Annotated in this window: 13 protein-coding genes; all 13 read left to right on the forward strand. The window is 46.0% G+C overall.

All coding sequences use genetic code 11. From position 1 onward, the window contains the following. The first annotated feature begins 57 nt into the window (after positions 1-57). The 13 genes from QD228_RS08515 (at position 58) to QD228_RS08575 (ending at position 15,734) form a co-directional block, all read left to right on the forward strand. Positions 58-2,286 carry a polysaccharide biosynthesis tyrosine autokinase gene (locus tag QD228_RS08515; RefSeq protein ID WP_279875149.1) on the forward strand — a complete coding sequence of 743 codons (2,229 nt, stop codon included), beginning with the start codon at positions 58-60 and terminating at the stop codon, positions 2,284-2,286. A 49-nt stretch (positions 2,287-2,335) separates the two neighbouring features. Beyond that, complete coding sequence (locus QD228_RS08520) at positions 2,336-3,631, forward strand: exopolysaccharide biosynthesis polyprenyl glycosylphosphotransferase (RefSeq protein WP_279875151.1); 1,296 nt, start codon at positions 2,336-2,338, stop codon at positions 3,629-3,631. Positions 3,632-3,759: 128 nt separating this feature from the next. Then, positions 3,760-5,016: an oligosaccharide flippase family protein gene (locus QD228_RS08525; protein WP_279875153.1), complete on the forward strand. Its 1,257-nt coding sequence runs from the start codon at positions 3,760-3,762 to the stop codon at positions 5,014-5,016. 49 nt (positions 5,017-5,065) lie between these two features. Beyond that, positions 5,066-5,983 (forward strand): ATP-grasp fold amidoligase family protein, encoded by a 918-nt coding sequence (locus QD228_RS08530; RefSeq protein WP_279875154.1) that lies wholly within the window; start codon positions 5,066-5,068, stop codon positions 5,981-5,983. A gap of 301 nt (positions 5,984-6,284) precedes the next feature. Further along, a complete protein-coding gene (locus QD228_RS08535) occupies positions 6,285-7,430 on the forward strand; it encodes a hypothetical protein (RefSeq protein ID WP_279875156.1) in 1,146 nt (381 codons plus the stop codon). Positions 7,431-7,547: 117 nt separating this feature from the next. Continuing rightward, positions 7,548-8,705, forward strand: coding sequence for a glycosyltransferase (locus tag QD228_RS08540; RefSeq protein WP_279875158.1), 1,158 nt, complete (start codon positions 7,548-7,550; stop codon positions 8,703-8,705). Beyond that, positions 8,680-9,627: a glycosyltransferase family 2 protein gene (locus QD228_RS08545; RefSeq protein WP_279875160.1), complete on the forward strand. Its 948-nt coding sequence runs from the start codon at positions 8,680-8,682 to the stop codon at positions 9,625-9,627. Before QD228_RS08540 ends, QD228_RS08545 begins: the two co-directional genes overlap by 26 nt. A gap of 15 nt (positions 9,628-9,642) precedes the next feature. Continuing rightward, entirely contained in the window at positions 9,643-10,767 is a 1,125-nt protein-coding gene (gene gmd / locus QD228_RS08550) for a GDP-mannose 4,6-dehydratase (protein WP_279875163.1), read from the forward strand. Positions 10,768-10,769: 2 nt separating this feature from the next. After that, the gene (locus tag QD228_RS08555; protein ID WP_279875165.1) at positions 10,770-11,744 is read left to right on the forward strand and encodes a GDP-L-fucose synthase; all 975 of its coding nucleotides are present in this window, start codon (positions 10,770-10,772) and stop codon (positions 11,742-11,744) included. Between the two features lie 5 nt (positions 11,745-11,749). Then, positions 11,750-12,238 carry a GDP-mannose mannosyl hydrolase gene (locus tag QD228_RS08560; RefSeq protein WP_279875167.1) on the forward strand — a complete coding sequence of 163 codons (489 nt, stop codon included), beginning with the start codon at positions 11,750-11,752 and terminating at the stop codon, positions 12,236-12,238. A 20-nt stretch (positions 12,239-12,258) separates the two neighbouring features. Then, positions 12,259-13,665: a mannose-1-phosphate guanylyltransferase/mannose-6-phosphate isomerase gene (locus tag QD228_RS08565; RefSeq protein WP_279875169.1), complete on the forward strand. Its 1,407-nt coding sequence runs from the start codon at positions 12,259-12,261 to the stop codon at positions 13,663-13,665. After that, positions 13,665-14,435 carry a glycosyltransferase family 2 protein gene (locus QD228_RS08570; protein WP_279875171.1) on the forward strand — a complete coding sequence of 257 codons (771 nt, stop codon included), beginning with the start codon at positions 13,665-13,667 and terminating at the stop codon, positions 14,433-14,435. The genes QD228_RS08565 and QD228_RS08570 overlap by 1 nt, the downstream gene beginning before the upstream one ends. A gap of 132 nt (positions 14,436-14,567) precedes the next feature. Further along, positions 14,568-15,734, forward strand: coding sequence for a nucleotide sugar dehydrogenase (locus tag QD228_RS08575; protein WP_279875173.1), 1,167 nt, complete (start codon positions 14,568-14,570; stop codon positions 15,732-15,734). Positions 15,735-15,941 lie beyond the last annotated feature (207 nt).

Consider the following 15,941-nt stretch of genomic DNA (forward strand, 5'->3'; position numbering starts at 1 on the left):
CTTCATTACCCACTACCACTGGTTCTCACGAGAGCCGCAGCACTCGAAGGGTGTTTCATGAATCAGACCCCGCAACATACGGCCACTGGGGCGATATCAGCGCCTGCCACTCGCGACAACGATGACGATGCGATTGATCTGGGGCGCCTGTTCGGCACTCTGCTCGATCACAAGCAATGGATCATCGCGATCACTGGCCTGTTTGCCGTCATCGGGGTGGTCTACGCGCTGTTGGCGACGCCCATCTACAAGGTGGATGCCCTGATCCAGATTGATGATGCCCCTTCGACCAATCCATTGGCTGACGTCAATTCGATTCTGGGCAAGGAGCCGCCGTCCCAGTCCGAGATCGAGATCATCCGCTCGCGGATGGTACTCGGCCGCGCGGTGGACCTGCTCAACCTGGATGTCACCGTCACGCCGAAGCGACTGCCGCTGCTGGGAGATTTCCTTGTGCGCCGCGGGGTGGAGCGCCCGGATTTCGCTCAGGGTTGGGCAAGTACCTGGGCAGGGGAGAGCATCAGCGTCAGTGAGATGCCTGTCGATGAGGCCATGCTGGGTAGCACCATTACCCTGCGTGTCGTCGATGATGCGCATTACGAGCTGATCCAGGACGGTGAGTTGCTGGGCAAGGGGCGCATCAATCAGCTGGACAGCTTTGCCGATGGTCAGCTGAATCTGCGTGTCACTGCCTTGAATGCCGCCGCAGGCGCGGAATTTGCGCTGACCCACATCAGCCGCATGCAGGCGATCGAAGATCTACGTAAATCATTCTCCGTCTCGGAGCAGGGCAAGGAGACCGGCATTCTCTCCTGGTCGATGACGGGTGAGCAGCCGCGTGAACTTCAGCGCACGCTGAATACCATCGCGGATATCTATTATTCACAGAATGTTCAGCGTCAGAGTGAAGAGGCGCGCAACAGTCTCGAGTTTCTCGATAATCAGGTACCCAAGGTGCGTGCCCAGCTCGATGAGGCGGAATCGCGCCTGAATGCATTCAGGACGTCACGTGACAGTGTGGATCTCTCACTGGAGACCCAGTCCGTGCTGGAGCGCATCGTGAATCTGGAGGCCCAGGTCAATCAGCTGGAACTGACTGAAGCCGAGATCGCCAAGCGTTATACGCCTAGCCACCCCACCTACGCGGCACTGCTCGAGAAGAAGTCTCAGCTCAAGCGCGAGATGGACAAGCTGAATGCTCAGGTGAAGGACCTCCCGGAAACCCAGCAGGAAGTGTTGCGCCTGACACGTAGTGTGGAAGTGACTCAGGCCATCTACGTGCAGCTGCTGAATAAAGTGCAGGAAATGGAGATCGCCAAGGCCAGTACGGTAGGTAATGTGCGCATCCTGGACGATGCCGGTATCTTGCCGCAGCCCGTCAAGCCGAAGAAGGCCATGGTCGTGGTCATCATGACACTGCTGGGTGGCATGCTGTCTGTCGGTGTCATTCTGCTGCGTGCGGCGTTCCGGCGTGGCGTGGAATCGCCGGACCAGCTGGAAGCGCTGGGCCTGCCGATGTATGCCACCATCCCGCTCTCGGATGAGCAGGGCAAGCTGAGCCGCAAGGTGAAGCGTGCGACAGACAAGCATTCGCGCAAGATTCCCAACGGACTGCTGGCCGAACGCAATCCTGCGGATCTCGCGATCGAGGCCTTGCGTGGCTTACGCACCAGCCTGCACTTCGCCATGCTGGAATCCTCATCCAACACCCTGATGATCACCGGCCCCAGCCCGGGGATAGGCAAGAGTTTCATTGCCGCCAACCTGGCGGCTGTCTGTGCCCAAGCCGGGCAACGCGTGCTGGTAGTTGATGCCGATATGCGCAAGGGCCACATGCACTCCATCTTCGATGAGCGCTCCGAGTGTGGTTTGAGTGACTACCTGGCAGGCAAGAAATCGCTGGAAGACGTCATTCGCCCTGTTTCCGCGCTTGAATCACTTTCCTACGTCGCGCGTGGCATTGCGCCGCCCAACCCCTCGGAGCTGCTGATGAGTGCACGTTTCCAGGACTTCCTAGCTGCGGTCAGCGAGCGTTATGACCTGGTCATCATTGACTCCCCGCCCATCCTTGCCGTCACCGATGCCGCCGTCATCGGCAAGCATATGGGCACGACACTGCTGGTGACACGCTTCGAGGTGAACGCGCCCAAGGAAGTGGAAGTCTCTCTCAAGCGCCTGGCAGCTTCTGGCATTGTCGTGAAGGGCGGAATCCTCAATGCCATGGAGCGCAAGGCCGCCGGTGCCTATGGCGAGAATTATGGCTATTACAACTACAGCTATAAATGATCCCGTTGTATTCCGTCATCAGTCATATTGAATTCGAAGGGAACCAGACATGAAAGAGGTGAGCTCTACCATGGAGCATCAACGGCGCTATTCACGTCACTACGAGCGCCTGCTTGCCAGCAAGCGCTTGCAGACATTCTTTGGCGTACTGTTGGTTGTGGTACTGCCTGCCATGTACCGCTGGGGATTCGATTTCTGGAATACCTCTACCCTGGCACAATGGAATGCGATTCTGGGTACCGCTGCCGCCTTCACCTTGTCCCTGACGCTGATCAACCGCCTTTGCCAACTGCCGGGGACGCGCTCCTTCACGTATGTCATTCCGACAGTTGCGGCTTCCTATACCTTGCTCATCATCATCTGCGGTGTGCTGGAAATCGAGGTGTCACGTCTGCAGGTCGGGATTTCCTTCGTACTGGCGATCGTCTTCGGTGGGGCCTTCTACTATGTCGACAGCAAGCTGACCACTAAGCGCATGGCAGTGGTGCCTTTCGGGAAAGCCCCTTCCTTGTGTGATCACCACAGCAAGTCAGTCTATTGGTATCAGTTAGAGGCCCCATCACTTGCGGGCGTGAAGCGAATCGATGCAGTAGTCGCAGATTTACGCGCGGATCTCCCTGAAGAATGGCAACGCTTCCTTGCTGACTGCACGATACATCGTATTCCGGTGTATCACGCCACCCAGGCTCATGAAATGATCACCGGCAAGGTACTGCTGGATCACCTCTATGCCAACGAATTTGGCTCTCTGACGCCGCGCGAAGACTACGAAGTCATCAAGCGCGGCATGGACATTCTCGCCGCGTTAATCCTGATTCCTTTGCTGACCCCTGTCATGCTGTTGACGGCACTTGCCATCCGTCTGGATAGCCCGGGCAAGGCGCTGTTCTGTCAGCCGCGTATGGGCTTCCACTGCCGCCCGTTTACCGTCTACAAGTTCCGTAGCATGTATACCGACATGAAGGGCACTGGCTTTACCCAGGAAGGCAATGATCCACGCATTACGCGTGTGGGGCGATTCATTCGCAAGTGCCGTCTGGACGAGCTTCCCCAATTGTTCAATGTCTTGAAAGGTGACATGAGCATGATCGGACCGCGCCCAGAATCCATGAGCCTCACGGAGTGGTATGAGAAGGATGTGCCGTTCTTCCACTACCGCCATGTGGTACGTCCTGGCATTACCGGTTGGGCACAGGTAGAGCAGGGCTATGCCGCAGAGGTGGAAGGTATGATTGAAAAATTGGAGTACGATTTTTACTATATTAAAAATTTTTCTATATGGTTGGATATTCTAATAATTATTAGAACTATAAAAACTGTATTAATTGGCACCGGGAGCAGATGAAATCTAATAATCATTATGCGTATATGTAAAAGGATTTAATTGGATACTAATTTTGTCGAGTTTTATTAGATTGCTAGAATATAATGTTTGAAGTAGCCACTGAATCACCGGAGTTAATTTCATAGATTATGTTTCTCAAAAATGTGTCTTTAGTAGCCGCCGGCACTGGTGTAGCTCAAGCTATAACTATAGCGACAACTCCGATTATTACACGTATCTATGGTCCGGAAGCATTTGGAGTTGTAGGGTTGTTTACAGCTATACTTGCTATTACTACACCATTAAGTGCATTTAGTTATCCTATAGCTATAGTACTTCCGAAGAACGATTTTGAAGCAATCAAAATAGCAAAGTTATCGTTTTATCTAGCCCTTCTTACATCAATATCAACTCTCCTGTGCTTGTTAGTATACAGTGATTGGATTGTAAATGTGTTTGATGTTGCGGAGATTAAAGATTTTCTATTTTTAATACCTATAGCGATGCTCTTCGCCGCAGTATATGCCATTCTAAGCCAATGGGTGGTAAGAAATAAACTCTTCAATCTAAAAGCTAAAGCTTCAATAGTGCATTCCATTATATTTAATTTATCTAAAGCTGGAGCAGGTTTGATTTCTCCAATTGCTGCAGTCTTAGTAACCATTACTTCTTTTAGTAATATGCTACACTCAGTAATAATATTTAGAGGATTGAGCGATAATAAAGCGGTGGATATAAACTCAGAATCAGAATATAATTATAAAGATTTGTTTGTTAAGTATAAGGACTTTTTGGTTTATAGAACCCCACAAGTTTTTCTTAATGCTTTATCTCAAAGTATACCTGTGATTATGCTAACAAGCTTCTTCGGAGCCACTGCTGCCGGATTCTATTCTTTGGCGAAGCTTGCCTTAGCTGCACCATCTGCTTTACTTGGCGAAGCAGTATCTTCGGTTTTTTATCCGAAATTTAATGAGTCTTTTAGGGATGATAAAGATGCATTATCACTATTTTTAAAAGCAACCTTTTTACTAGCTACTATAGGTTTAGCTCCCTTCAGTCTAATTGTTGTTTTTGGCTCAAGTTTTTTTGCATTTATATTTGGGACTGAATGGGGAACATCCGGTGAATACGCACAATGGATGGCAGTATGGCTATATTTCGGCTTCGTAAATAGGCCTAGTGTTGCAGCAATTCCTGTTTTAAAAATGCAAGGCTACTTTTTAGTCTACGAAGTATTTAGTGTAATCCTAAGAGTTGTATCGATAATAATTGGTTTTTATGTATTCAATAGTGGCTTAGTTGCAATTGCATTATTTAGTTTAGTCGGAGTAATATTAAATATCACATTGATTGTCAGTGTGTTATTAAAGATATTAAAAGAAAATAAAGCCCAATCAATTTAACGCTATTTCCTATACTGGGATATGTATTCTTTAATTCGGAGTGAATAAATTGAAAGTAAAGTATCTAGCAAAAATGATTTTGTCGAACTGCCCTCAGTGGTTAAGATACCATCTTCGCTATGTGCGGGCGCATAAACAAATATTAAATATTAATAATCCAAAAAAGTTCTCAGAGAAAATTTATAATAGAATGAGGTCGCCCAAGATCGAATTCTCTAGACTAAGCGATAAATTTTTAGTACGTGATTATGTGGCGAAAATAATAGGTGACAAATATTTAGTTCCTCTCTATACGTGCAGAAGTAAGCTTGATTTAAATATAATCCAGGATTTGCCTGAATCATTTGTAGTTAAAGCTACGCATGGAGCGGGATTTGTAAAGATTGTGAAAAATAAAAAAGAAGAAAATCTTTCTAATTTAATAGAAGAAGTAAACGGTTGGTTATCTAAAGATTTCTCCAAAGTCGGAGATGAGTTACACTACCGTAATATAGAGCCTAAGATAGTGATTGAAAAAGCATTATTAAAAAATGGAAATCCTCCTGCAGACTACAAGATACATGTTTTTAGAAAGTCGAGGCATGACGAACCTTACATTTTCTTTCAAGTTATTGGCGGACGTTTTGATGATATACAGCAAAGTTTTTTCTTAGAAGATTGGACTCCTGCCCCGTTTACTAGGAAAAGTGCTAAATCAATACAAGACCCTGAGTTATTGGAAAAGCCTAATTGCATAGATGAGATGATAGATATAGCTAAGAGATTGTCAGAGCCTTTTGGTTATTGTAGGGTAGACCTATATGTATTTGATGATGCGCCATATTTTGGTGAAATGACATTTACGCCCTTCTGCGGAAATTACGTATTTGAACCAAAGAAATGGGATTCTATATTAGGTGAATATTTTGGATGGCCAGAGCTACTAGAAAAAAATGAGGTAGTAACAAAAATATCAAAAAACAATTGATGGTGTATGTATGTGGAGTTTTAATGCGTATAGCTGATAAAACGAAATAGTATTTTATCTTATGTTAATATACTTGCATTAATGAATATTTGTTCTTTACGTGTGTTGACTATTGGTAGGCTTCTACACTTTAAACATACGTAAAGTAACAATATTTAGTGAGAAAGTGTGGGGATAAATCTTTAATTGTTAGTTTTTTAATAATTACGTTTTGTTTTAATAGCTTGTCGAGTTCGCACACTATCAGAAACATCATTTGTAATATTAGTCTATTACCTTCTTTTTACAGCAAACTTAAGAGATGTCGATAGTGATTATACCTAGAAGTATACAAGTAGCATTTACTATTTTCTTCTTTTTTTTCTTTGGGACCTGTGCAACTATTGACGTAGTATATCACAATAGCGTATTGAAAATAATTTCTCAGATTTTTGTATTTATATCGGCATTTTTTGTGCTGATTATTATTAAAGACATTAAGAATATAGCTATATATTCTTTGATTCTTGTTGTAATATTAATTGGCGCTTTAGTAAGTGGTTTTCCTGAAATTATATTCCATTTCCTGGCATTATTTATTTTGACATCTTCTGTATTTCAATATATTGAGGAAAACAATCTGGGTTATGACTTTTTTTTTCAACATGCCTTTTCTGGCTGTTTTGCGATATTTTTGCCAATTTTAATACTATCTCTGGTTGGTGTAGTAGAAAATACTGATGTCTATGTGGCGGCTATTCATGGATTTAAAAAAACGTTAGGTTTCTTTAATCCAAATATTACAGGGCTAGTAAGTGTCGGACTAGTGTTTTCGGCATTTTTTACAAGGATTACATTCTTAAAAGTCGTTTCACTAATATTGTTCCTTATTGTGGCTTACTATTCAGTCCCTAGAACTTCAATTTTAATATTTATTGTGTATATGTTGCTTGTTTGCATGACTTACTATTTAAATGACTTTGCTATAAGAGTTTTAAGTTTTTCAGTTTGTATTTTCGGTTTAGTGGCTGTCCTTGCATTAGCTTCTCTAAAAATGTTTAGCGAATTAAAGTTTGATGATAATGATTTATTGAATCTTATTGATACTATTATGTCACATAGGTTATCTATTGCTTATGTCAGAATTTTAGAAACAGATATTTCTCATTTATTTTTACCTGGAGGCGGTTATACGAATATAGATTTTTCTTGGTATAATATTATAGTTAACTTTGGCGTTCCTTTAATTTTAGTGCTATATATATTTTTAATGCTCAGCTTATCGGCGATAAAGGGTATAAAACTTAAAATTTTCTTTATTTCTTTGTCTGTTGCACATGTATCTCTATTTGGCGAAAATGCTCTTTATGCATATTTTATATTAGGCACATCCTTTACTTTACCATTAGTAATCTCGTTTTCTGTGACAGGTAGATCGTCAACAAAGTACAAAGCAATTGAGCAATAAACATATTATGAAACAATTTTCGGCGATTACTTAATATACAACATTAAGTGCAGGTTTTAATACAATCCAAATGCAATAATCTAATTTTTATAAGATTTTATATAGGATGCAATAGAAATGAAAATATATTATGTGACACCTAGTTTTTATCCGGCGGTAGAGTATGGTGGACCTATTTTTTCAACGTTAAATGTTTGTCGAGAACTTTTAAAAATAGGAGTAACTCTTGACATACAGACTACTAATGTAAATCGAAGCAAACGATTGGACTTAGATACCACAACTCATATATATGTAGAGAAATTGGGCGGGAAAGTTTGGTACCATAAGGAGACAATTACTGATCGGTTATCTTTATCATTGTTGCTGAATATGCCTAAAGCAATAAAAAAAAGTAATTTGGTGCACACTCAATCTATTTTTTCTATTTCCACTCCCACCTCAATAATACTCTCCCGTTTATATAAAAAACCTATTGTGGTATCTCCTAGAGGATCATTAGGTGAGTGGTGCTTCAACCAAGGATCTAGGTTTAAAACGCTATGGATTAATATCTTCTTTAAGCCATTTATTAAACATATATATTGGCATGTTACGGCTGATTACGAGAAAGAGGATATTAAGCGGGTTTTTCCTTTCGTAAATGATAATCAATTTATAGTGATACCTAATGGTGTTGATAAGTTCTCGGACGAGCCTTGCAGAGTTGAAGCTTTAGAAAATCATATTGGCATGGAATTACCTAAAAAATATATTTTATCAGTAGGAAGAATTGATAAGAAAAAAGGGTTTGATTATACAATCAAGGCTCTGAGTGATTTAGATGAAGATATTCATTTAATCATAGCTGGTTCCGATTATGGAGAAAAAGAATATTTGATAGGCTTGTCTAGAGACATGGGGTTAGAGACAAGAGTACACTTTGTAGGCCAAGTAAATGGTATCATGAAGGCAGCATTATATGAAAATGCTACTATATTTATGTTGAACTCACGGCATGAAAACTTCGGCAATGTGTATCTTGAGTCATTAAGTTATGGAACTCCAGTTATAGCAAGTGACAATACACCATGGAATATGCTGGACGAGAATAAAGTTGGCTTCTGCGTAAAGAATGAACCCGAAATTATCGCCCAGATGGCGAAAAATTTGATTCATATTGCACAAGAAGATAATTTAGGTTTGAAAAAACGTTGTAAGAACTTTGCCTCTAATTATTATTGGGAAAGTATAGCTGAATCTTTCTTAGATGAATATAATAGAATTAGAGGCTAATGTGAAAATCGTAGCGATTATCCTTACCTATAACGAAGAAAAGCATTTGTCACGCTGCTTAAGTAATGTGATGGATGTTGTAGATGAAGTTTATGTAATAGACTGTTATTCTAGTGATGCTACTGTAGATATCGCTAGATCTTATGGTGCACATATATTAGCTAACGAGTGGGTAAATCATGCGCATCAATTTAACTGGGCACTTTCTCAACTAGATAATATAGACTGGGTGCTACGTATTGATGCAGATGAAGTGATTACTGATGAACTTAAAAATCAAATAAAAAACAAATTACATTTATTAGATAGTAATATCAATGGGGTTTATCTCAATAGAAGAATAAATTTTCTTGGGCATGAGATTAAATATGGAGGTGTATTTCCTACCGAGGTACTACGCTTGTTCCGGTTTGGTTACGGCGAGTGTGAATATCGTTGGATGGATGAGCATATTAAAGTTGAAGGCCAAGTGACAAATCTAAGTGGCGAAATTATTGATGATAATTTAAATTCGCTTACATGGTGGACCGAGAAGCATAATAAGTATTCTAGTCTAGAAGCAATAGAGATGCTAAATCTTGAATATAGGTTCATGGGGTTAATTCCAGAAAAAGAGTCACGTATTAAAGGCAAAGCTGGCATCAAGCGATGGATAAAAGATAAAATCTACGCTCAACTTCCAGGAGGATGTCGTGCTTTTATTTATTTCCTATATCGCTATGTATTAAGGTTTGGTTTTTTAGATGGCTCCGAAGGCTCAGCTTTTCATATATTACAAGGGTTTTGGTATCGTTATTTGGTAGATGTTAAAGTGGCTGAAGTTAAAGACTATAGTCAAAAGAACAAGGTTTCGATACCTGTATCTATTGAAAGATTGCTAGGTATTAAAGTAAAAGAAAAATCAAATACTGTTGGTAGCTAATTTCTTAAGGAGTAAATGATGAGTAAACGTGCCCTAATTACAGGTGTGACAGGTCAAGACGGCTCTTACCTTGCTGAACTGTTATTAGAGAAGGGATATGAAGTACACGGCATCAAGCGCCGTGCCTCGCTTTTCAATACACAGCGCGTGGATCATATCTATCAGGACCCGCATGTTGAGAACCAGAACTTTGTCCTGCATTATGGCGATCTCTCGGATTCTTCCAATCTGACGCGCATCATTCAAGAGGTGCAGCCGGACGAGATCTATAACCTCGCCGCTCAATCTCATGTCGCTGTCAGCTTTGAATCACCGGAGTACACCGCCGATGTTGATGCACTGGGTACCCTGAGAATCCTTGAGGCGATTCGTTTGTTGGGCCTGGAGAAGAAGACCAAGTTCTATCAGGCTTCTACGTCAGAACTCTTCGGCGAAGTGCAGGAAGTTCCGCAACGGGAAACTACGCCTTTCTATCCGCGCTCTCCGTATGCGGCCGCCAAAATGTATGCCTACTGGATTACGGTCAACTACCGCGAATCCTACGGTATGTATGCCTGTAACGGGATTCTCTTCAATCACGAATCCCCGCGCCGTGGTGAGACTTTCGTAACACGCAAGATTACTCGTGGCCTTGCCAATATTGCTCAGGGCCTGGAAGAGTGCCTGTACATGGGCAATATGGATGCCTTACGTGACTGGGGGCATGCCAAGGACTATGTGCGCATGCAGTGGATGATGCTGCAGCAGGAAGAAGCTGAAGATTTCGTTATCGCGACCGGTAAGCAGATTTCAGTTCGTGACTTCATTCGTCTGAGTGCCCAGGAACTGGGTGTTACCTTGCGCTTTGAAGGTGAAGGTGTTGATGAACAGGCTATTGTTGCGCAAATCGAGGGTGACCAGGCGCCGGCACTCAAGGTTGGCGATGTGCTTGTGCGGGTTGATCCGCGTTACTTCCGCCCTGCGGAAGTCGAAACGCTGCTGGGTGATCCGTCCAAGGCAAAAGCCAAGCTTGGCTGGGAGCCCGAAATCACGGTAGAAGAAATGTGTGCTGAAATGGTGATGGAAGATCTCAAGGTCGCCAAGCGTCATGCTCTGCTCAAGGAGCATGGCTACGAGATCCCGGTTTCGGTGGAGGGTTGATCATGGCTCGCGATCTTGATCAGACAGTATTTGTCGCAGGCCATCGCGGTATGGTGGGGTCTGCCATCGTGCGTCACCTGCAGAAGCTTGGATACCGCAATATCCTGACGGCTAGCCGCGAAGAGCTGGATCTGCTTGATCAAGCCCAAGTGCAGGCTTATTTCAAGGCGCACGCCATTGATCAGGTTTACCTCGCAGCAGCCAAGGTCGGCGGGATTCAAGCCAATAACACGTATCCGGCTGACTTTATCTATCAAAATCTGTTGATTGAAGCGAACATCATTCACGCTTCACATCTGGCTGATGTGGACAAGCTGCTTTTCCTGGGGTCTTCCTGCATTTACCCCAAGCATGCTGAGCAGCCGATGCGTGAAGAAGCGCTTCTCACTGGCACCTTGGAGCCTACCAACGAGCCGTATGCCATCGCCAAGATCGCCGGTATCAAGCTTTGTGAGAGCTATAACCGTCAGTTCGGGCGTGACTACCGCAGCGTGATGCCGACGAATCTTTATGGTCCACATGACAACTTCCACCCACAGAATTCTCATGTGATTCCTGCCTTGCTGCGTCGCTTCCATGAAGCCAAGCAGCAAGAGGAAAAAGAGGTCGTTGTCTGGGGCAGTGGTACCCCGATGCGTGAGTTCCTGCATGTCGATGATATGGCAGCGGCCAGTGTGCACGTCATGGAACTCGACGATAGCGTCTATCAAGCCAATACCTCACCGATGTTGTCTCATATCAATGTGGGGACTGGTGTTGATTGCACCATCCGCGAGCTAGCAGAGACAGTGCAGCGTGTTATCGGGTTTGAGGGTGAACTCACCTTTGATGCCAGCAAGCCTGACGGCACTCCTCGCAAGTTGATGGATGTTTCACGCCTCAAGGCGTTGGGATGGGAAGCAAGCATTACTCTGGAAGAGGGGCTTGATGATGCCTATGGCTGGTTTATCGAAAATCAGGATCGCTTCCGTGGCTGAGCCTCATGCATGAGTTGCCAGCTATTACGCAGGGTTGGCTGAGCAGTGATGACTTTCGGCATGTTGTATCGCATACACCGCTTGTCTCCATGGATTTTGTAGTTACCAATCCTCAAGGCGAATGGTTATTGGGAGAGCGGCTGAATCGTCCGGCGCAGGGCAGTTGGTTCGTCCCTGGTGGGCGGATACTCAAGGGAGAAACTCTTGACGCGACAGCCCTGCGTTTGACTCACGATGAGTTGGGTCAATCGGTACCGCTTTCGAGCATGCGCTCCTTCGGCGTCTATCAACATTTCTACACCGATAGCATGCTTGATCCAGAGGTCTCGACGCATTACGTGGTACTCGCCTATCACCTGAGTCTTGATATTGATCTCGCGACTCTGCCTCGCGTGCAGCATGGTGGCTACCAATGGTGGTCACCGGGCGCTATCGCACAAGACAAGAGAGTGCATTCCAATACCCGCGCCTACCTGCCAGCAGTAACACTCTGACATCTTCAAAAGGAATTTCCATGATTACTCCCGTCATCATGGCTGGGGGCAGTGGCTCTCGGCTGTGGCCACTGTCACGTCAATTGAATCCCAAGCAGTTCCTGCCTCTCACTGGTGAAGGCAGCATGCTGCAGGAAACACTGAAGCGCCTGGAACCCCTTGAGCATCGTGCCCCATTGCTCATCTGCAATGAAGAGCACCGTTTTCTGGTCGCCGAGCAAGTGCGTCAGCAAGGGATATCTGACGCCCGTATATTGCTTGAACCAGAAGGCCGCAATACGGCACCTGCCATTGCTGTAGCAGCACTGCAAGCCATAGCGGAAGAGCCGGATGCGCTACTGCTGGTGCTTGCGGCTGATCACCTGATCCGTGATGTCGAGAAATTTCATGAAAGTATCGGCCATGCGCAAACATTGGCTGAAGCAAATCATTTGGTCACGTTCGGTATCGTACCGACTCATGCTGAAACCGGGTATGGCTATATCCAGCGTGGTGAAGGGCTCAAGGACTTCGGTTTCCGAGTCAAGCGTTTCGTAGAGAAGCCTGATAGCAATACTGCTGAAGATTATCTAGCGACAGGTGGCTATTACTGGAATAGTGGAATGTTCCTGTTCTCTGCCAAGCGCTATCTGGATGAGCTGGAGAGATTCCAGCCAGCCATGGTCGAGGCGTGTCGCGCGGCACTGGCTGGCGCGAGTCAAGATCTCGACTTTACCCGCCTGGATGCGGAAGCCTTCAAGGCCTGCCCATCAGACTCCATCGATTATGCGGTGATGGAGCGAACTGAACAGGCGGCTGTCGTGCCCCTTGAAGCAGGTTGGAGTGATATCGGCTCCTGGTCAGCGCTGTGGGATGTCAAGGAGCATGATGCGCAAGGTAATGCCTGCCAGGGAGATGTGATGCTCCATGATAGTCGCAATCTGATGGTGCATGCGGATCATCGCCTTGTGGCTACCGTGGGAGTTGATGATCTGGTGGTTGTCGAAACAAAGGATGCAGTACTGGTCGCTCACAAGGACCGGGTGCAGGAAGTCAAGAAGATAGTAGAGCGTCTCAAAAGGGAGGGACGTCAGGAGCATATCAATCACCGTGAGGTTTACCGTCCTTGGGGTGTCTACGACAGCATTGATAAGGGCGAGCGTTACCAGGTCAAGTGCATTACCGTGAAGCCTGGCGCGAAACTCTCCGTCCAGATGCATCATCACCGTGCTGAGCATTGGATCGTCGTCTCTGGGACGGCAAAGGTTACCATTGGTGACAAGACTCAGCTTGTCAGTGAAAATGAGTCAACTTACATCCCCATTGGGCAGGTTCATGCGCTGGAAAACCCAGGAAAGATACCGCTGGAGTTGATCGAGGTTCAGTCAGGATCTTACCTGGGTGAAGACGATATCATTCGTTTCAATGATCGATATGGACGAGCCTGATGAGTGAACAGTTGAAAATCTCCGTCGTGACTGCCTGCTTCAATAGTGAAGCAACTATAGGAGAGGCGATAGCGACGTTGAAGCGTCAGACCTGGAAGAATATTGAACACGTCGTAATCGATGGGGCCTCAAAGGATAATACGGTCGATGTCGCCAAGGCGACTCTCCATAACAACGATGTGTTTATTTCTGAGCCCGACAAGGGCATCTATGATGCACTGAACAAGGGTGTAGCCAACTCAACAGGTGATATCGTCGGTTTCTTGCATTCTGATGACCTCTATGCTCACGATGAAGTACTGGCACAAGTTGCCCGCTACTTTGAGGATCCGGCTGTGGGTGCCGTGTATGGTGACCTTCAATACGTCAGCGCTACAGATACTGATCATATTATACGCCACTGGAAATCTGGAAAGTTCAAGCATAAGAAGCTGAAATATGGTTGGATGCCCCCCCATCCCACGTTTTTCATGCGACGTGAGCTATATGAAGTGATGGGAGGATTTGATCTTCAGTATCGTATTGCTGGCGATTACGACGCTCTACTTCGATATCTTTCAAATGACAATTTCAAGGTTTGTTATTTGCCTGAAGTGTTGGTCAAGATGCGTGTAGGAGGTGCCAGCAACGGTAGTTTCAAGCAGATTGTCAGAAAGTCATTGGAAGATATCTCGGCCATGAGAAAAAATGGCGTGAATCCTTTCCTTGCCTTGCCATACAAGAATGTGTCCAAAATTTCTCAATTCATGAGAACTGCGGTACAAAAGTAATTATCAGATTTCTTGGTCATTCTTCACGTTTCATGCTTGTTCGTGAGGTTTCCTGATACCTGTCATGCTGTGAATATTCGGTATTTTCCAGTAGTATCAACGCCAATTTCAAGATGATAAACAGGACTGAAGATGAAAATTGCCATCGCAGGCACGGGTTATGTCGGTCTCTCCAACGCCATGCTGCTGTCTCAGCATCATGAAGTCGTCGCGTTGGATATCGTGCCGGAGAAGGTGGAGGGCCTGAACCGTGGTATCTCGCCTATCGTCGATAATGAGATTCATGAGTTTCTGGCGCGTGGAGATCTGAATTTCCGCGCTACCCTCGACAAGGAAGAGGCCTACCGCGATGCCGATTTCGTGATCATCGCGACGCCGACGGATTACGATACCACTACCAACTACTTCAATACTTCCAGTGTTGAAGCGGTGATTCAGGATGTGCGCGACATCAATCCTGACGCGGTGATGGTGATCAAGTCCACTGTGCCGGTGGGCTATACGGTAGAGGCGCGTGAGCGTTTCAATACCGAGAACCTGATCTTCTCGCCGGAATTCCTGCGTGAAGGCAAGGCGCTGTACGACAACCTGCATCCGTCTCGCATCATCGTCGGTGAGCGCTCCGAGCGTGCCGAGGTGTTCGCCGGGCTGCTCAAGGAGGGTGCCATCAAGCAGGGTGTCGATGTGCTGTTCACTGACAGCACCGAGGCAGAGGCCATCAAGCTGTTCGCCAATACCTACCTGGCAATGCGCGTCGCCTACTTCAATGAGCTGGATACCTACGCGGAATCACATGGGCTGGATGCCAGGCAGATCATCGAAGGGGTGGGGCTGGACCCGCGCATCGGCCAGCACTATCACAACCCGTCCTTCGGGTATGGGGGTTACTGCCTGCCGAAGGATACCAAGCAGTTGTTGGCCAATTATCAGGAAGTGCCCAACAACATGATCCAGGCCATCGTCGATGCCAACACCACGCGCAAGGACTTCATTGCGGAATCCGTGCTCAAGCGCAACCCGCAGGTGGTGGGGGTGTATCGCCTGGTGATGAAGTCCGGCTCTGACAACTTCCGCGCCAGTGCCATGCAGGGCGTGATGAAGCGCATCAAGGCCAAGGGTGTGGAAGTGGTGGTGTATGAGCCGGTACTGGAAGAGGACACCTTCTTCGGTTCACGCGTCATGCGAGACCTCGAGGCGTTCAAGCAGGAAGCTGACGTCATTCTGAGCAATCGCATGGCGGAAGAGCTCGCCGATGTGGTCGACAAGGTCTACACCCGCGATCTGTTCGGCAACGATTGATTCAGAGCGCTGGTTCTTGATCGAAAATACAACGCCGCATCCTCGTGATGCGGCGTTTTCGTGTCAGTGGAGAGGACATAGGTGAAGACTTTCATGCTGCTTGCCTGATGCCAAGGAGGAGGGCAGTTGTGTCAGGCTATCCCTCCCATGGAGTCCTCAATAGCCCTCTGCAGCATGCGCCTGAGTGGCTCGTGCCATCCTTCATAG

This window comes from Cobetia sp. 3AK (assembly GCF_029846335.1).
GTDB classification, from domain to species: domain Bacteria; phylum Pseudomonadota; class Gammaproteobacteria; order Pseudomonadales; family Halomonadaceae; genus Cobetia; species Cobetia marina.